Source organism: Streptomyces sp. NPDC017676 (genome assembly GCF_044329325.1).
In the GTDB taxonomy this organism is placed as follows: domain Bacteria; phylum Actinomycetota; class Actinomycetes; order Streptomycetales; family Streptomycetaceae; genus Streptomyces.
Genome location: NZ_JBIRJA010000016.1, coordinates 74,849 through 92,054, shown reverse-complemented (window position 1 = coordinate 92,054; position 17,206 = coordinate 74,849). Strand labels below are relative to the sequence as shown.

Sequence of the window (17,206 nt, the reverse complement as noted above, 5' to 3'; positions counted from 1 at the left end):
CGCGTGCCGTACGTCCAGGCCCTGTGCGCGGGTGCCCTGGTCGGCGCCCTGTACGGGCTGCTGCGGGTCAGGTCGCCCGCCCCACCGCCGGTCGCCCTGTTCGGCCTGCTCGGCATGCTGCTCGGGCAGAGCCTGCTGGAGCTGCGGTGAGGCCCGGGGAGGGCTCACGGCGCTCCGCCGCGGCCGACGCCGTGCGGGCCGCTGGGTGCCGCCGGACCGTTCGGTGCCGCCTGGCTGCCCGCGTCCGCCGTTCCGCCGGGTTCCTGCGGGCCGCCGGCATCGCCTTCGTCGCCGGGGGGCTGATGGGTGCCGTCTACTGGCTGCTCGGCCTCCGCTCACCCGCCCCGCCTCTGCCGGGGCTGACGGGGTTGCTGGGCATCGTGATCGGCGAACGCGCGGTGTCGGCGGTACGGCAGCGGGCCCGCGCGGCCCGGACGACCCCGGCGTCGGCTCCGGCCGGCCCCGGCCCCGGCCCCGGTCCGGCGTCCGAGGCCCCGGATTCCCCGCACACCGCGCCCGCTCCCACCCCGTCCGACTCCCCTCCCACCCACGAGGATCCCGCCGATGAACGTGCCCGCTGACCGCCCCGGACTCGTCGACGTCCACGCCCACTTCGTCACCGACTCCTACGTCCGCCAGGCCAGGGCGGCCGGGCACGAGCGGCCCGACGGGGTGCCCGCCTGGCCGGTGTGGTCCGCCCGCGCGCATCTGGAGCTGATGGACCGCAGCGGCATCGACACCGCCGTGCTGTCGGTGTCGTCCCCGGGCGTGTCCTTCGGCGATCCGGCCGCCGCGCGTGCGCTGGCCCGCGAGGTCAACGAGGACGGCGCCGGGATCGTACGGGACCACCCCGGGCGCTTCGGGCTGTTCGCCTCGCTGCCGTTGCCCGACGTCGACGGCGCGCTCGCCGAGATCGCGTACGCCTTCGACCAGCTGCACGCCGACGGTGTCGTGCTGGAGACCCACAGCCACGGTGTCTACCTCGGCGACCCCCGCCTGGAACCGGTGTTCGCCGAACTGAACCGGCGCCGGGCCGTCGTCTTCGTCCACCCCACGTCACCGGTGTGCTGGGAGCGCTCCGCGCTCGGCCGGCCGCGCCCCATGGTGGAGTTCGTCTTCGACACCGCCCGCTCCGTCACCGACCTGCTCTTCGCCGGGACACTCGAACGCCATCGGGACCTCAGGGTCGTCGTACCGCACTGCGGGGGCGCCCTCCCGGTCCTGGCCGACCGCATCGACGGCTTCCTGCGACTGTTCATGCGGGGCGAGGGGCAGGCACCGGACGCCGTCGCCCAGCTGCGCCGCCTGTACTACGACCTCGCCGGCCCGGCCTTCCCGCGCCAGGTGCCGGCCCTGCTCGGCCTGGCCGACCCGGCGCGGCTGCTGTACGGAAGCGACTACTGCTGGACGCCACAGGACGCGGCCCGGGCGCACGCCGCCTCCTTCGACAGCGCACCCGCCCCGGTACCGGGCACCAGCTGGCGCTCCCTGACCACCACCAACGCGCTGACCTTGTTCCCGCGCCTCGCCCGCTGAACGACACGGTGCGTGAGGACGCCATGCGTGAGGACGCCATGCGTGAGGAGGCTGTTGTCGAGGTCACCGTGCCCGAGGACACCGTCCCCGACGAGGCCGTAGTCAAGGACCCCCTACCCGAAGAGCCCGTACCCGAGGACACCGTGCATCAGGATTCCCCGCCCGAGGGCACCCCGCCCGCCCCCGGCTTCCCGTTGGAGCTCCTCGACCCGCCGGACCCCCTGCGGCTGCCCCTCCCGTCGGCCGCGCGGCCCGTCCCGGGTGTGCGGCTGGTGCGTGGTGCCGTCTACGCCGTGCCGGACGGCGGTCGGCCGCTGGAGGCAGATCTGTGGCTGCCGGAGGAGTCGCGGGGGCCCGTACCGGTCGTCGTCTTCGTGCACGGAGGCGGCTGGCGGACAGGACTGCGTGACGACCTCGGACCGCGGTTCCGGCACTGGCGGCCCGGGCCGTTCGCCCGGCTCGCGCTCTCCGGTGTGGCCGTGGCCTGCCCGGACTACCGGCTCAGCGGCGAAGCCCGTCACCCGGCCCAGGTCACCGACCTGCGCGCGCTGCTGGTCTGGCTGCGGAACCGGGCCGCTGACCTCGGTCTGGACGCGGACCAGGTGGTCCTGTGGGGTGAGTCCGCCGGAGGGCACCTGGCGGCACTCACGGCGCTCACCACCACCGACGGTCGTGCCGGCACGGCGACCGTGCGCGGCTGCGTCACCTGGTACGCGCCCACCGACCTCACCCGCCTCCCCGAGGACCAGCCACCGGGCCGCTTCGACCCGTGCGACCCGGCCACCCCGGAGGCGCTGCTGCTCGGCACCGCCCCCGTCGACGCACCCGACCTGGCCCGGGACGCCAGCCCCGCGCTGCGGGTGACGCCCCAGGCGCCGCCCTTCCTGGTACTGCACGGCACCCGCGACGAACTGGTGCCCTGCGCGCAGAGCGAGCGGCTCGCGGCCGCACTGCGGGCCGCGCGGGTCCCGGTCGACCATGTGCGGGTGCCCGGCGCGAACCACCTGTGGGTGGGGGCCGCGGAGGACGAGGTCGAGGGGTGCTTCACCAGGACGGCCGCCTTCATCGCACGACACTGCTCCGGAGGATAATCCCCTGGGTAACCGATCTTCCGAGGAGCCATGAGTCATCGCGCCGCAAACCTGCCCCAGCTCCTGTCCGAGGCCCGCCGCTGGTTCGAGGACGCCCTGTTCGCCAGCATGGAGGCGGCGGGTGAGCAGCCGGTGACGACGGCGCAGGCGTCCGTCTTCGCGATGCTGGAAGCCGAGGGCACCACCGTCTCGGAACTCGCCCGGCGGATCGGCGTCACCCGGCAGACGGCCCACCAGGCGGTGCACGGACTGATCGGCCTGGGGCTGCTGGAGCAGGTGCCCGACCCCGAGTCCGCGCGCCGGCGCCTGATCCGTACGACCGCCGAGGGGCAGCGGGTGCACGAGCGGGCGCAGGCCACGATCAAGGTGATCGAGTCGGTGCTGGTGGAGCGCATCGGGCCGGCCCCGGCCCGCGCCCTGCGGGAGGCGCTGACGTCCGACTGGGGAGAACCGCCGCTCGTCGCCGCTCCCTGAGCCGCCTCACGTGGCGGGATGCCGCTCCTCGGCGGGGACCGGCAGAATGACGATCCGTTGGACGGCCCGGCTGAGGACCAGCACGCCCGCCACGATCAGCAGGGCCCCGCACGCCTCCGGTACGAGCCACCAGCCCGTCCGGATCCGCTCGCCGAACAGGAAGACGCCCAGAGCCAGGCTCACCACCGCGTCTCCGATGGTCAGCGCGGGCTGTGCGGCGGCCAGCGGACCGGCCTGGAGCGCGTTCTCCAGCAGGATCACGGAGGCCGCCCCGGCCAGCGCGAAGCCGTACGTCTGCCACGACCGCAGGAACGCCGCGAAGCCGTGGTCGGCGAACGTGCCGGAGGCCGACTTCAGCAGGGCGGCGGTCAGGGCGTTGCCGGTCGCGGACGCGGCCGCCAGCAGCGCGGCGCGCCGGGCCGGCGGGCGCCCCCGGCCGGCCAGCAGGACGGCCGCGGCCATCGCGCCGAGACACAGACACAGGGCCGGGATCCAGCGGACCAGCCGCGCCTGGTCGGTGGCGCCGTGCGGGGCGGCGGCCACGAGCAGGAGGGCGAGCCCGGCCACGCAGCCGCCCACCCCCCACCAGCCCCAGGGCGGCAGCCGCCGGTGCATCAGCGGGGCGGCGACGAGAAGCGCGAAGGGCAACTCCAGGATGAAGAGCGGCTGGACCAGTGCGAGCGGGCCGTTGACCAGGGCGAGGCTCTGGAACAGCGCGGCGCAGACCACTCCGGCCATGCCGATCAGCCAGGCCGGCCGGCGTGCCAGCTCCGCGACCAGCCGGATCCCGCTGCCCCGCGAGACGGACGCCACCTTGCGCTGGAAGGCGGTGCCCACGGCGTTGCTCGCCGCTCCCGCGACGGCGAACGCCGCGGCCAGTTCGATCACGACCGTCTCCTGCCTGCGGGTCGGTCTCCCGGAGGAGCTTCCGGCCTTCCCAGCCTACGGATCCGCACGGCCCCCCGCGGTCCGGCCGGAGCCTCCTCGCGCCGGGTCCCACCGGGGCCTGCCGGCGGGCGCCCCGGTGCGCGGGTCACTTGGCGGGGGGTGTGCGGGTCGCTTCGCGGGGTGTTCCGGTTGGGGCTCGGGATGTCCCGGTCGTGCCACGGGCGTGTGCCGGTCGGGGTTTCGGGGTGTGCTGGTCGGGGCTCAGGATGTGCGGTCGTGCCGCGGGGGTGCGCCGGTCGGGCCTGGGGTCTTCGGCCGGGGCTCGGGGTGTGCCCCGGCCGGTGCCGGGGGTCCGCGGTTCGGTGGGGTGCCGGTCGGTGCCGGAGCCCGCCGGTCGGTGTTCGGGGACGCTGGGCGGGGCCCTGAGGCACACCGTGGCCGGGACGTCACGCCGTGGCCGGGCCGGTCGCGCGCAGGGCCGTGTCCACCTGGCGCACACGCCACTCCTCCACGGTGTCCTGCTGGCGCCGGGCCCGTTCCAGGAGGGTGTCGAGCCGGCCGGGGTCCAGGCGCTTGTCCGTCGTGGCGAGCCGGCGCAGGGTGAGCCACCCCGCGGCCTTGCCCTCGACCGCCAGCCGCATCGCCTCCAGCTCCAGGACCGTGCTGAGCGGAGAACGCCGTACCAGACGGCCGTTCAGCTTCATGCGTCCCACCTTCTCGGCCGTCCAGCCCGCGTAGACCTTCGCCCGCCGCACCGGCACGTCCAGGTCGCGCATGATGTCCAGCAGTGCCGCGCGGTCCTCGGCGATCTCCACGGCGACCGGCCGGAGGGCTCTGCCGAGCGCGGAGCCCCGGGCGGACCGCACCAGGTGGCCGATCCGCTGGGTGCCCGCCGTGGCACCGGCGAGGTGGTCGTTGAGGTAGATGCCGAGCAGCTTCATGTCGGCGCCGCCCGTGGTCTGGGGGCCGGCGGTGGCGGGACGGTTCATCGGGCGCCTCCTTCGTGGGTGCCATGGGGTCGTGGCCGCGGTGCGGCCGGCGGGCCGTCGCCCGTACCCCGGCCCTGAGCCGGCCGTACGGGATGCGAGATGCCCAGGCGTACCTTGTGCAGGCCGTCCGAGTAGTGCACGAGCGGTGCGGTCGTGGGCCGCGGCAACCCCGCCGCTCGGGTGAGGCTCTCCTCGACGGTGTCGAGCCGCGCCTCGCGCACCGGCCAGGGCGCGTGCTCGACGGGCGTCTCCCAGAGCGCGCCGAGCCGCCGGGTGAAGGCCCGCCACCGCGAGGTCAGCCATACGTCCAGAGGGCCGGGCCGGACCGGCTCGCCCGGGCGGACGGTCACCTCGTACGAGGGCCCGCCGCGCCGCCGGACGCCGGTGTAGAGCACGGTGTCCCCTCGGCGTGCCACCTCCAGGCGGCCGACGTGGTACGGCACCCCGACCGCGCGGGCGGCGAGCATGACCGGGGAGGACACCTCGATGGACAGGAACCAGAGCCCGTCCCGGCCGTTCCGGTCGCGCACATAGGTCCGCAGATTGGTCTCGGGGAACGAGGGCAGCACGAGCGGGGCCCCGGGCGGGCGCACGTCGGCCATGACGAACGGGGTGAGGCTCACCCACGCGGCGCCGTCGAACGTGTCCACCACCAGACCGTCGGGCAGCAGGCGCTGGACCTGGTCGGGGGCGTACGCCCAGTGCACGAAGGTCTGGGTCAGCCAGCCGGCACACAGGGCGGGCAGGTACACGCGCTCCTCCGCTCCGTACGAGACCACGCGCACCGACTCCCCCGGGGGCCCGTGCCGAAACCCGGGGAGCGGACCGGCCTGCCCGGGGCGCGCCGGCTCAGGTGGCCCGGGTGCCGCCCCCGCGGCGGATCCGGCCGAGCAGGTCCCGGTGGTAGGCCGCGAGCTGGCCGGCGGGCACGGGCGCGGGGCTGCCGGCGAGCGTGTACCAGGTGTCGCCGCCGGAGTGCTGGACGACGACCCGCACGCTGTGGCCGTCGGCGCTCAGGATGGTCGCGACGGTGAGGTCGCCGGTGATGACGCCGACCTCGTCGGTCATCGCGCCGCCCGGGCCGGCGGTGACCCGGTCGACGTAACGGGTGATGGCGGGAGGGATCTTCATGGGCGCAGGCTTCCATCAACACCGCCGTCCGCGCCCGCACCGCGCAGGTGTCGCCGTGCGTGTCCCCGTGTTGGGTGTGCCCGGCCGGGTCTCAGCCGAAGAGCGGGAACCGGTCCGCCGCTGTGCCCAGCGCGGCCCGGTCGGCGTCGGTGAGCGGGGCCCGGCCGGTGCCCACGCGCGCGTAGTGCTCGTCGGTCCAGTCCGGCGGCGCGGGCCGGCCGAGCAGCCCGTCCAGGGTGGCCCGCACCGCGGCCAGGCCCTCGGGCGCCGGCTTCGGTGCGCGCGGGAGCCGGACGGTCAGGTCGAGGTGGTGCACGGTCGCCTCCACGGCCAGGGTGGTCAGCAGGTCCCCGGCCGTGAGCACGTGACCCTGGGTGCCGACGCGCTGCGCGGGATCGGCCGCCTCCGCCGCGTGCACGGTCGCTGCCAGCGTCTCCAGGTACAGGCCGCGCAGCTGGCCGAAGTCCAGGAACATGCTGCCGTTCACCCGTACCCAGCGCCGGCCGTTCGCCGCCCCGGTGGTGCCCGGCTGCCAGTCCTGCCAGTAGGTCACCGCGTCCCGGTCCGCCGGTTCCCGCACCGGTGTGTGCAGGGCCACCAGGGCGCGCTGGGCGTCCTGGACGCAGTGGAAGACGAGATCGCGGACCGCCCAGCCGGTACAGCCGGTCGGCAGCCAGGACTCCTCGTCGTCCAGGTCCGCGACGGCCGCCGAGGCGGTCTCGTAGGAGGCGCGCAGGGCCCGCGCCGGGCCGGCGGGATCAGTGGTGTTCATGCGTTGCCTTGTTCCTTGAGTTCCCCGGCACACTCATACCCGGCTGGACGTCGCCGTGTCCGCCGACAGCCGCTGGGCCAGGTAGATCGGGATCACCGACAGCAGGACGAGGACGGCGGCCACGACGTTCACCACGGGAGCCTGCTGCGGCCGGGTCATGTTGTCGAAGATCCAGATGGGCAGGGTCTCGATGCCCGGCCCCGCGGTGAACGTGGTGACCACGATCTCGTCGAAGGACAGGGCGAAGGCGAGCAGGCCGCCCGCCAGCAGCGCGGAGCGGACCAGCGGGAAGGTGATGTCCACGAAGGCGCGGAAGGTGGTCGCGCCGAGGTCCATGGCCGCCTCCTCGTACGAGCCGGACGTACGGCGCAGCCGGGCCACCACGTTGTTGAAGACCACGACGATGCAGAAGGTGGCGTGCCCGACGATCACGGTGAACAGCCCGAGTCCCACGCCGAGCGGCTCCAGCACCGTGCTGAAGGCCGAGTTGAGGGCGATGCCCGTGACGATGCCGGGCAGCGCGATCGGCAGCACCACGACGAAGGACACCGTGGCCCGGCCGAAGAAGCGGTGCCGGGCCACGGCGAACGCGATCAGCGTGCCGAGGACCAGCGCGACGGCGGTCGCCCCCAGCCCCGCCTTCACCGACACCCACAGGGCTTCGCGGGCACCGGAGTTGTGCGCGGCCACCGACCACCAGCGCACGGTGAGGCCCGGTGGTGGCCAGCTCGCGCTGCGGTCCGGGTTGAGGGAGTTGACCAGGACGAGCAGCAGCGGGACGTAGATCACCGCGAAGCCGAGCCCGGCGCCGATGCGCAGGGCGATGCGCGCGGTGCGGCTGAGGTGCATGGCGCTCTTCTCCTCCAGCTTCTGGTGGGTGTGCGGACGGGCTACAGGCTGTTCAGGGCGCCCGTACGGCGGATCGCCAGCAGGTACAGGACGATCACCGCCACGGGCACGGTGCCGAGGGCGGCGGCCATGGGCAGGTTGAGCTCGATGTTCGAGTAGACGAGGTTGCCGATCAGCTGGGTCTTGCCGCCGACGATCTGCACGGTGATGTAGTCGCCGAGGCTGAGCGAGAAGGTGAACACCGAGCCGGCGGCGACCGAGGGCAGCACCATGGGCAGGACGACCGAGCGGAAGGTCCGCCCCGGCCGCGCCCCGAGGTCGGCGGAGGCGTCCAGCAGGTTGGCCGGGAGCTGTTCCAGCGCCGTGTGGATCGGCAGGATCATGTACGGCAGCCAGAGGTAGGTCAGGGTGAGGACCGTGGCGGGCAGTCCGTAGCCGGGGCCGTTCAGTCCGAACGGCGCGAGCATCCAGTCGGCGAGGCCGCCCTCGGAGAGGATCAGCCGCCATGCGTACACCTTGACCAGGTAACTCGCCCACAGCGGGGTGAGGATGGCCACGACGAGCAGCGGACGCCACTTCGGCCGCGCCACGCGCGCGGTGTAGAAGGCGACCGGGAAGGCGATCACCGCGCACAGCGCGGTCACCGCGAGGGCCACCCCGACGCTGCGCAGGATGACCTGACGGAAGACCGGTGTCGTGAACAGCGCGTGGAAGTTGTCCGTCGACCAGACCTTCACCACCTGGGAGGTGAAGGAGTCCGTCGTCCAGAAGGCGGAGACGAACAGCACCGCGAGGGAGCCGAGGTAGAGGACGGCGAGCCACAGCAGCGGGGCGGTGAGCAGGAGGGCCAGCCGCAGCCGGGGTCTGCGGTGCAGGGCTCCGGCGAGCCGCCGGACGGTGCTCCGTCCGGCGGCGGCCGGCAGATCGGTCGTCACGGCTCAGCCCTTGATCTCGGTCCAGGCCTGCACCCACTTGGCGTACGGGACGCATTTGACGTCCGTGCGGCCGTCGAGGCACTGCTCGATGGGCGTGTTCCAGAAGGCGATCTTCTTCCAGTAGTTCTCGTCGGCGGCGTGGTAGACCGTGCAGAAGTTCTTGTCGCTGGTCTCGGCGCACGCCTTGGAGTTGGCGGGGGCCTCGCCGAAGTACTCGGCGACCTGGGCGTTGACCTTGGGGGAGACGATCCAGTCCAGCCATTTGTAGGCGCAGTTGGGGTGCTTGGCCTTGGCGGAGACCATCCAGGTGTCCGACCAGCCGGTCGAGCCCTCCTTCGGGACCAGCGCCTTGACCTTCGCGCCTTCGGAGGCGGCGAGGTTGGCGATGACCTGCCAGGTCGTGCCGACGACCGAGTCCCCGCTCTTGAAGGCGGAGACCTCCTTCAAGTAGTCGCTCCAGTACTCACCGACGTTTGCGTTCTGCTGCTTCAGCAGCGCCACGGCCGCGTCGAACTGCTTCTGGTCGAGCGCGTACGGGTCCTTGATCTTCAATTCCGGCTTGGTGGCCTTGAGATACAGGGCGGCGTCGGCGATGTAGATCGGCGAGTCGTACGCGGTGACGTGCCCCTTGTACCGGGCGGCGTCGTCGAAGACGGCGGACCAGGAGGCGGGCGCCGGCTTGACCTTCGCGGTGTTGTACATCAGCAGGTTGGCGCCCCGGCCGTGCGGGATGCCGTACATCTTGCCCTTCACCGAGTTCCAGGCACCGTTCTTCAACCCGCTGAAGATGTCCTTGTAGTGGGGGACCAGATCGGTGTTGACGGGGGCCGCGTCACCGGAGGCGATCAGGCGCAGCGAGGCGTCGCCGGAGGCGGAGACGGCGTCGTACTCGCCGGTCTTCATCAGCTTGACCATCTCGTCCGAGCTGGCGGCGACCTTCGAGTGGACCTGGCACCCCGTCTGCTTCTCGAAGCCGGAGACCCAGTCCGCCTTGGGGTCGTTGGAGCCGTCCTCCACGTAGCCGGCCCAGGCGATCAGGTTGACCTGGCCTTCGGTCTTTCCGAGCTTCGTGGGGGCCTTGAGGTCGGGCGGGTTGAGGCCCGTGGCGGACGTGCCGCCGGAGCCGGAGGAGTCGCAGGCGGCGGCGAGCAGCAGCGTGGCGGCGCAGACGGCTGAGGCGTGCAGGGTACGGGCGAGACGCACGGCGTTCTCCAGGGGGACGGTGTCAGGAGGGTGGGGGACGGGGTCAGGAGGGGAGCCGGACGGCGTGCCGGCGGTGCCACTGGAGGCGGACCCGGGTGCCGCGGTAGGCGGCGACGTCCGCGGAGGAGGTCTCCAGGTTCTGCTGGAGCGCGGTGAGCCGGCCGCCGCCGTCCAGGTCGACCAGGAAGCGGGTGGCGTCGCCGAGGTAGACGACCTCGGCGACGGTGCCGGTGGCCGTGGCGTGCCCGGGCTCGTCGGCCTCGGCGGACTCCTTCAGGACACGGATCTTCTCCGGGCGGATGTTGTACGTGCCGGCGGAGCCGGTGATCCGGTGGGCCGCCTCGCCCTCCAGCAGGTTGGAGGTGCCGACGAAGGAGGCGACGAAGGGGGTCGCGGGGCGTTCGTAGATCTCCGCGGGGGTGCCGACCTGGGCGATGCGGCCCTGGTCGAAGACAGCGATCCGGTCGCTCATCGTCAGGGCCTCCTCCTGGTCGTGGGTGACGAAGACGAAGGTGATGCCCACCTCCCGCTGGATGGCCTTCAGTTCCACCTGCATCTGCTCGCGCAGCTTCAGGTCGAGCGCGCCGAGCGGCTCGTCCAGGAGCAGCACGCGGGGGCGGCCGACGAGCGCGCGGGCGAGGGCGACGCGCTGGCGCTGCCCGCCGGAGAGCTGGGCGGGCCGCCGCTGGCCGTAGCCTTCGAGGCGCACCTCGGCCAGCGCCTTGCGGGCGCGGACCAGGCGTTCCGCCTTGGGTGTCCGGCGGACCCGCAACCCGTAGGCGACGTTCTGTTCGACCGTCATGTGCGGGAACAGCGCGTAGTCCTGGAAGACGGTGTGCACGTCCCGTTCGAACGGGGCGAGGCCGGTGACCTCCTGTCCGGCGAGTTCGATCCGGCCCTGCTCGGGGGTCTCGAACCCGGCGACGAGCCGCAGCACCGTCGTCTTCCCGGAGCCGGACGGGCCGAGCATCGAGAAGAACTCGCCGTCCCGGACCTCCAGGTCGACCCCGTCGACGGCGGTGGTCCCGCCGAACGACTTCCGCAGACCCTGGAGCCGGATCGCCATCCCCTCCATAAGGGAACCTTTCTGGCGCGCTGAACGTTGACCGTAAACATATGAAGTCATAGGTCATAGCTCAAGGTCCCCTTAAGGTAAAGCTTGAGTCAACGCACGAGGTGATGACCGTGAGGCAGCACGAGATCGACGGAGGCGCCCGCGAGGCGGTCTTCAGTCCGGTGGACAGCCGGGCCCGTGTCGACGCCGTGGTCCGCCGCCTCGGCGACGCCATCGAGCTGGGTCTCCTCGCCGACGGCGAGCAGCTCCCCGGCGAGAGCGAACTGGCCGGCCGGCTCGGCGTCTCGACGGTCACCCTGCGCGAGGCGCTCATGGCGCTGCGACAGCAGGGCCTGGTCACCACCCGCCGGGGCCGCGGCGGGGGCAGCTTCGTCTCCCTGCCCGAGGTCCCCGCCGACGACCGGCTCAGGGCACGCCTGCGCGGCTGGAGCACCGAGGAGCTGCGCGACCTCGGCGACCACTGGGCCGCCCTGTCCGGCGCCGCCGCCCGGCTCGCCGCCCAGCGCACCGAGCCCGCGGACCTCCGGCCCCTGCGCCGTACGGCCGAGGAGCTGGCGCACGCCGGGGACACGGCGGCGCGCAGCCGGCTGTACGGCCGCTTCCACGTCGAACTCGCCGCCGCCGCGCAGTCCGCCCGGCTCACCCGTGAACAGGTCGCCCTGCAGACCGAGGTGGGCGCCCTGCTCTGTCTGGTCCTGGCCGACGACGCATATCGTGAAGAAGTTGCGGACCGTCATCGCGCTGTCATCCGCGCCGTGCAAGATGGGGCCCACGAAACGGCCGGCACGCTGGCCGAGCGGTGCGTCAGGGAGTCGACGGCGCGGCTCGTCGCCGTACGTCTCACCCTCTGACCGCGCCGCGTCCGGTTCTTCGTCCGCTGGAGGACACCATGGGCGTCAGCGCCGGGCTCGCCACTGTCGCGACGGACCAGGAGGCGTGGGTGGCCGCGCGGGTGTGCGGCACGCTGGAGGCCGTCTTCGCGTCGGTCGCCGCCACCCGTGCCGACACCGCGGCCCTGCTGGAGCGGGTGGCCGCCGAGGGGCGCCGGCCCGCCAGCCGCGACCTCGCCGCGCTGCGCCCCGGCCTCCATCTGCGGCTGCGCCACGAGGAACTGGTCTCCGGCGCCGGTTTCGTCGCGGCCCCCGGACTGCTGGCCGACGTGCCGGCCTGGCTGGAGTGGTGGCAGGCGGGCGCCGACGACGCCGTGCGCCCGCTGCTCCTCGACCTCGACCCCGGACGGTCGGCCTACTCCGACTACACGCACTGGGACTGGTTCGCGCTGCCCCGCGACACCGGGCGCCGGGCCGTCGCCGGACCGTACGTGGACTACCTCTGCTCCGACGAGTACAGCCTCACCCTGTCCGAACCGGTGCGGATCCATGGGCGGTTCGCCGGAGTGGCCGCGGCCGACGTCTATCTGCGGCACTTCGAGGCGGCCGTGCTCCCGCTGCTGCGGCGCCTGCCCCGGCCGGCCCACCTGGTGAACGCCCGCGGCCGGGTCGCCGCCTCCGCCGACCCGGCCCACCTGGCCGGTTCCCTCACCAAGGGCCCGGACTTCGGTGAGCTCCTCACCGCCCAACGGCCCGGTGGGTACGACGGTCTGCGGCTGGTGCCGTGTCCGGGGGTGCCGCTGGTGCTGGTCCTGGCCTGAGCGCACCGGCCGACCGCGCGCACGCGCGTGACCCCGGGCCGGCCGTGCCCGGGGTCTGTCGTGCGGTACGGGACGTCAGGCCGCGAGGCGCTCCGCGAGCTGCTTGGCCTTGCTGGCCGCGGCTTCGAGGGCCTGGTCCCGGGAGGCCTCGTACAGCGGGATCAGCTCGGCCATCGCCGGGTTCTGCGGGGCCATGGTCAGCTCCGGGACGATGAAGTCCAGGTCCATGCCCAGGGCGTCGGCGAGGACGGCCGTGAGGTAGTTCTGGACGTACTCGTACCCCTCGCGCGGGGTGCCCGGCGCGTAGGAGCCGCCGCGGCTGGCGACGACGGTCACCGGGGTGCCCTTGGCGGACGGGGTCTCGCCCGCGGTGCGGCCGAACAGGATCACGTTGTCCAGCCAGGCCTTGAGGGTCGACGGGATCGTGTAGTTGTACATCGGCGCGCCGATCAGCACCGCGTCGGCCCGCTCCAGCTCCTCGATCAGCTTGACGCGCTCCGCGAAGACGGCGGCCTGCTCGGGCGAGTGCGCGGACGGGGGGACGAAGCCGGCGACGTGCGCCTCCGCCGAGAGGTGCGGCACGGGTTCCGCGGCCAGGTCCCGGTAGATGACCGTGCCGTCGGGGTGCTGCTCCTCCCAGTGCTTGCGGAAGGTCTCCGTCACGGCGCGGGAAGCCGACGCCTCGGTCGAGAACACGGACGAGTCGATGTGCAGCAGGGTGGGCATGGGGGTTCTCCAGAAATGGGACGGGGCGGCCGGACGCCCGAGGCGTCGGCTCACGTTTCGTTCAGAACTATGTTTAACACACCGACTTACTTTTCTTCAGCCCCCTACGGTGGGGTAGTAAGCTGGGGGCATGGCGGCGGAGCAGAACCACGACAGCGCGGCGTGCAAGCGGGTGGACGATGGCATCACCCGTGTCTTCCAGTTGCTCGGGAAACGCTGGAGCGGCCCGATCGTGGCCGTCCTCGTCGAACAGCCCGCGTACTTCGCCGACCTGCGCCGGGCCATCCCCGGCATCAGCGAGCGCATGCTCTCCGACCGGCTCGCCGAGCTCGGCGCGGCCGGCCTCGTCCTGCGCGAGGTCGACGAGGGTCCCCCGCTGCGCGTGTCCTACCGGCTGACCGAGTCCGGCGCCGCCCTGGAACCCGCCCTGCGCAAACTGGGGGAGTGGGCCAAGACCTATCTGCCGGAGGTCTCGGGGTGTCCCGAGACCGAGCTGGAACGGACGGCCGGGGCGCGGAGCTAAGAGCGGGCGCCCCGGGGGCCGGCGCCGGTGACCGCCCTTCGGAGTGGTCCCCCATGACCGTCCAGTTGTCTGTTTCCCTGTGATCGCCCGGTGACCCGGCGCCTGAATCCGCGTCAGTCGACCGGCCAGGTGTGCACCGGCGCGTTGAGGTGCATGTAGTCGATGTAGATCTGGGTCATCCGGCGCAGCGCCTCGTGCCGGCCGGTGTGCGTGGTGCCGGCGAGGTGATGGAACATCTCCTTCTGCCACACCGCTCCGTTGCGTGCCGTGACACAGCGCTGCTCGATGACGCCGAGCAGCGGCTCCCGCCACGCCGCGTCCATGCCCGAGTGCTCCAGCCCGCGGTGCGCGAGCGGGAGCAGCCGCCGCAGCACCAGCTCCGGCACCGGCACCTCGCCCATCCCGGGCCAGTACAGCAGCGCGTCGATGCCGTGCCGGGCGGCGGCGTGCAGGTTGTCCCGGGCGGCCGAGAAGGACATCCGCGACCACACCGGCCGGTCCTCCTCCACCAGGGCCCGGGTGAGGCCGTAGTAGAAGGCGCCGTTGGCGAGGGTGTCGGCCACGGTGGGTCCGGCGGGCAGCACCCGGTTCTCCACCCGGATGTGCGGCAGGTCGTTCGCGACGGCGTAGACCGGCCGGTTCCAGCGGTAGATCGTGCCGTTGTGCAAGGTCAGCTCGGGCAGCTCGGGAATGTCGCCGCGGTCCAGCGTCTCCGCCGGGTCCTGCTCGTCGCACAGGGGCAGGAGGGCCGGGAAGTACCGCAGGTTCTCCTCGAACAGATCGAAGACACTGTTGATCCACCGCTCCCCGAACCACACCCGGGGCCGTACCCCCTGCACCTTGATCTCCTCCGGGCGGGTGTCGGTGGCCTGTTCGAACAGCGGGATCCGCGTCTCGTGCCACAGCTCCTTGCCGAACAGGAACGGGGAGTTGGCCGCGAGGGCCACCTGCACCCCGGCGATCGCCTGCGCCGCGTTCCAGTAGCCGGCGAACTCCTCGGGGGACACCTGGAGGTGGAACTGCGTGCTCGTGCACGCGGCCTCCGGGGTGATCGTGTCCGCGTAGGTGCGCAACCGGTCCGCTCCGTCGATCTCGATGCGCAGGTCCTCCCCGCGGGCCGCGAAGACCTGGTCGTTGAGCAGGCGGTAGCGGGGATTCTCCGACAGCGTGTCCTCGCCGATGTCCTCCTGCCGCAGCGTGGGCAGGATGCCGATCATGAGCAGACGGGTGCCGACGGAGCGGGCCCGCTGGTCGGCGTGGTTCAGCGCGGCCCGGATCTCCGACTCCCAGGCGTCCGGACCGCCCGCCGTCAGCCGCCGGGGCGGGACGTTGATCTCCAGATTGAACCGGCCCAGCTCGGTGGACCAAGCCGGATCGGAGATCGCCTCCAGCACATCGCTGTTCCGCATCGCCGGCTCGGCGTCGTCGTCGACCAGGTTGAGTTCGATCTCCAGCCCGACCTGCGGCCGCTCCGACTCGAACCGTGCCTCGCGCAGCATCTGCGCGAAGGCGTCCAGGCACTCCTGCATCTTGATCCGGTACCGGCGGCGGTCCTCGCGGGTGAACACGAGCGCCGGGACATCGCGCCCCATCGACCCTCCAGCGTCCCTCGTCGGACACCTCTCCCCCCAGCGTGGCACCAGCGACGGATGGCCACCAAGCGGACGGCGGCGGGGGCCGGGGGCCGCCGTACGGGAGCGTGCGGGACGGGCGGCCGTGCCCGCCGGCCGGTTCGCCCGCGAGGAGGCCGAGGACGGCGATCACGTCACGGGACGGCGAGAGGCGGCCCCGTGACGCGGCGTACGGCGTGGCGGGCGTGCGCGCCCGGTGAGATTCGGCCGCGTGGAGGCCCGGACGAGCGGGCGGGCCGAGAGGGCCGTCGGTGACCTGGGCGAGAAGTCCGTCGGTGACCTGGCTGAGCAGGCCGTCGGTGACCCGGGTGAGGCCACCGGACCGGCCCGCCCGCTCAGCAACCGCCCCGCGCCCACGGCGAGGCCATGGAGTCGGCCGCTGCCGTGCCGTCGGCCCGCGCGACGCGAGGTTCGTGCGCGGGCCGGACCCGTCGGTCAGGCGGTCTTGCGGGCCACGCCGCCGTAGAAGCCGATCTCGGCCGAGTGTGGCGGCGGCGGGGTGTCCGGGCGCCAGAAGGGCACCTGCGCCAGGCCCGGTTCGACGAGGTCGAAGCCCTCGAAGAACCGCTCCACCTCCGCGTGGGTGCGCAGGTTCAGGGAGGCGGTCGCGTTGGAGTACACGGCCTGTGCGGCACTGCGGTCGGCGAAGTCGCCGGTGGCGTGCGAGAGCACCAGGAAACTGCCCGCGGGCAACGCGTCGCGCAGCGTGGCGACGATCTCGGCGGGCCGGTCCGCCTCGGTGAGGAAGTGCAGGATGGCGACGAGGAGCAGGGCGACCGGCTGGTCGAAGTCGATGAGCTGGCGGACGTCGGGGTGGTCCAGGACGGACCGCGGGTCCCGCAGGTCGCCCAGGATGATGCGGGTCGTACCGGACCGGCTGAGCAGGGCGTTGCCGTGCGCGGCCACGATCGGGTCGTTGTCGACGTAGGCCACGCGGACGTCCGGGGCCACCGACTGCGCGACCTCGTGCACGTTCGGCGAGGTGGGCAGCCCGGTGCCGATGTCCAGGATCTGGCGGACCCCGCTGCCGACGACGTACCGGACGGCGCGCTGCAGGAAGGCCCGGTTGGCCCGCACACCGATCCGCGCCTCGGGTGCCGCGGCGGCGAGCTGGTCGCCGGCCCGCTGGTCCACCTCGTAGTTGTCCTTGCCGCCCAGCAGGTAGTCGTAGATCCGCGCGGGGTGCGGTTTGCTGGTGTCGATGTCCACGGCCTCGAAGCCGTCCTGTATCACGCTGAGCTCCTCTCGACGACCGTCACGGCCTCGGTCCGCACACGGCCGGGCACAGCTTCCCACATCACCACTCAACTTCCGTCCTCACGGTGGGAGTTCCCGCAGGCTGCCGACGTGATGCGACGAGGGTGGCCGCCGGCGCTGACCCCACGCCGCCCGCGCCGAGGCCGTGCCGCCGGGGCCGCGCCGTCCGTGCCGAGCCCGCGCCGCCTGGGCCGAGCTGGGCCGCCTGTGCGTCGCCTCACCCGGCCGGGCCCTTCCGGCTGGCCCGCACGGGCCCAGCGCCGCAGGGTCGGAACAGGATCGGGATCTGGACACGTCCGACGGAGGCGTACCCCACGGACCGGCACGTCGCTGGCCGCATGGCGGTGGCGGGCCGACCGGCGGGAGCGGGGAACGGTGAATCCATGCGCTCGGGCCGTTCCCCGCCCCGCCGGACCGCGCCCGCGCACGCCGCTTGGTGAGGCGCCCGCTCGCGCCGCCCTGCCGGGCCCCGCCC

20 protein-coding genes are annotated in these 17,206 nt (G+C 73.2%); 8 read left to right on the top strand and 12 right to left on the bottom strand.

From position 1 onward, the window contains the following. Positions 1-3: 3 nt before the first annotated feature. From ACH4LD_RS30935 to ACH4LD_RS30915, 5 genes are read left to right on the top strand one after another with little or no spacing between them, the layout of a single operon-like run. Complete coding sequence (locus ACH4LD_RS30935) at positions 4-150, top strand: DUF1427 family protein (protein WP_398057484.1); 147 nt, start codon at positions 4-6, stop codon at positions 148-150. Next, entirely contained in the window at positions 147-581 is a 435-nt protein-coding gene (locus ACH4LD_RS30930) for a XapX domain-containing protein (RefSeq protein ID WP_398057485.1), read from the top strand. The genes ACH4LD_RS30935 and ACH4LD_RS30930 overlap by 4 nt, the downstream gene beginning before the upstream one ends. Next, positions 565-1,536 carry an amidohydrolase family protein gene (locus tag ACH4LD_RS30925; protein WP_398057486.1) on the top strand — a complete coding sequence of 324 codons (972 nt, stop codon included), beginning with the start codon at positions 565-567 and terminating at the stop codon, positions 1,534-1,536. The genes ACH4LD_RS30930 and ACH4LD_RS30925 overlap by 17 nt, the downstream gene beginning before the upstream one ends. Before the next feature lie 23 nt (positions 1,537-1,559). Then, on the top strand, positions 1,560-2,627 hold the full coding sequence (locus tag ACH4LD_RS30920) for an alpha/beta hydrolase fold domain-containing protein (protein ID WP_398057487.1): 1,068 nt from the start codon (positions 1,560-1,562) through the stop codon (positions 2,625-2,627). A 30-nt stretch (positions 2,628-2,657) separates the two neighbouring features. Beyond that, positions 2,658-3,101, top strand: a complete 444-nt coding sequence (locus tag ACH4LD_RS30915) for a MarR family winged helix-turn-helix transcriptional regulator (protein ID WP_398057488.1) — start codon at positions 2,658-2,660, stop codon at positions 3,099-3,101. A 6-nt stretch (positions 3,102-3,107) separates the two neighbouring features. Here ACH4LD_RS30915 and ACH4LD_RS30910 read toward each other — a convergent pair whose 3' ends face one another. The 9 genes from ACH4LD_RS30910 to ACH4LD_RS30870 form a co-directional block, all read right to left on the bottom strand. Continuing rightward, on the bottom strand, positions 3,108-3,989 hold the full coding sequence (locus ACH4LD_RS30910) for a DMT family transporter (protein ID WP_398057490.1): 882 nt from the start codon (positions 3,987-3,989) through the stop codon (positions 3,108-3,110). A 446-nt stretch (positions 3,990-4,435) separates the two neighbouring features. Further along, a complete protein-coding gene (locus ACH4LD_RS30905; protein ID WP_398057491.1) occupies positions 4,436-4,978 on the bottom strand; it encodes a hypothetical protein in 543 nt (180 codons plus the stop codon). Then, positions 4,975-5,730: a DUF2071 domain-containing protein gene (locus ACH4LD_RS30900; RefSeq protein WP_132785940.1), complete on the bottom strand. Its 756-nt coding sequence runs from the start codon at positions 5,728-5,730 to the stop codon at positions 4,975-4,977. Before ACH4LD_RS30900 ends, ACH4LD_RS30905 begins: the two co-directional genes overlap by 4 nt. Positions 5,731-5,827: 97 nt before the next feature. Then, complete coding sequence (locus ACH4LD_RS30895) at positions 5,828-6,109, bottom strand: hypothetical protein (RefSeq protein ID WP_132785834.1); 282 nt, start codon at positions 6,107-6,109, stop codon at positions 5,828-5,830. Between the two features lie 91 nt (positions 6,110-6,200). Continuing rightward, complete coding sequence (locus tag ACH4LD_RS30890; RefSeq protein ID WP_398057493.1) at positions 6,201-6,881, bottom strand: maleylpyruvate isomerase N-terminal domain-containing protein; 681 nt, start codon at positions 6,879-6,881, stop codon at positions 6,201-6,203. A gap of 33 nt (positions 6,882-6,914) precedes the next feature. Further along, positions 6,915-7,730: an ABC transporter permease gene (locus ACH4LD_RS30885; protein WP_398057494.1), complete on the bottom strand. Its 816-nt coding sequence runs from the start codon at positions 7,728-7,730 to the stop codon at positions 6,915-6,917. Between the two features lie 41 nt (positions 7,731-7,771). Continuing rightward, a complete protein-coding gene (locus ACH4LD_RS30880; RefSeq protein WP_398057495.1) occupies positions 7,772-8,665 on the bottom strand; it encodes an ABC transporter permease in 894 nt (297 codons plus the stop codon). A gap of 3 nt (positions 8,666-8,668) precedes the next feature. After that, on the bottom strand, positions 8,669-9,868 hold the full coding sequence (locus ACH4LD_RS30875) for an ABC transporter substrate-binding protein (RefSeq protein WP_398057496.1): 1,200 nt from the start codon (positions 9,866-9,868) through the stop codon (positions 8,669-8,671). A gap of 43 nt (positions 9,869-9,911) precedes the next feature. Beyond that, complete coding sequence (locus ACH4LD_RS30870) at positions 9,912-10,943, bottom strand: ABC transporter ATP-binding protein (protein ID WP_398057497.1); 1,032 nt, start codon at positions 10,941-10,943, stop codon at positions 9,912-9,914. Positions 10,944-11,053: 110 nt separating this feature from the next. On the opposite strand from ACH4LD_RS30870, the gene ACH4LD_RS30865 reads away from it, so the two are divergent. Together ACH4LD_RS30865 and ACH4LD_RS30860 are read left to right on the top strand one after the other, a co-directional pair. After that, positions 11,054-11,794: a FadR/GntR family transcriptional regulator gene (locus ACH4LD_RS30865; protein ID WP_398106198.1), complete on the top strand. Its 741-nt coding sequence runs from the start codon at positions 11,054-11,056 to the stop codon at positions 11,792-11,794. 38 nt (positions 11,795-11,832) lie between these two features. Continuing rightward, on the top strand, positions 11,833-12,594 hold the full coding sequence (locus ACH4LD_RS30860; RefSeq protein WP_398057499.1) for a hypothetical protein: 762 nt from the start codon (positions 11,833-11,835) through the stop codon (positions 12,592-12,594). A gap of 75 nt (positions 12,595-12,669) precedes the next feature. On the opposite strand, the gene ACH4LD_RS30855 is transcribed toward ACH4LD_RS30860, so the two are convergent. After that, complete coding sequence (locus ACH4LD_RS30855) at positions 12,670-13,320, bottom strand: FMN-dependent NADH-azoreductase (protein WP_398057500.1); 651 nt, start codon at positions 13,318-13,320, stop codon at positions 12,670-12,672. Positions 13,321-13,450: 130 nt separating this feature from the next. On the opposite strand from ACH4LD_RS30855, the gene ACH4LD_RS30850 reads away from it, so the two are divergent. Then, positions 13,451-13,843, top strand: coding sequence for a winged helix-turn-helix transcriptional regulator (locus tag ACH4LD_RS30850; protein ID WP_398057501.1), 393 nt, complete (start codon positions 13,451-13,453; stop codon positions 13,841-13,843). 113 nt (positions 13,844-13,956) lie between these two features. On the opposite strand, the gene ACH4LD_RS30845 is transcribed toward ACH4LD_RS30850, so the two are convergent. Further along, positions 13,957-15,435, bottom strand: a complete 1,479-nt coding sequence (locus tag ACH4LD_RS30845) for a glutamate-cysteine ligase family protein (RefSeq protein ID WP_398057502.1) — start codon at positions 15,433-15,435, stop codon at positions 13,957-13,959. Between the two features lie 474 nt (positions 15,436-15,909). Next, a complete protein-coding gene (locus ACH4LD_RS30840; protein ID WP_132785845.1) occupies positions 15,910-16,707 on the bottom strand; it encodes an SAM-dependent methyltransferase in 798 nt (265 codons plus the stop codon). Positions 16,708-17,206 lie beyond the last annotated feature (499 nt).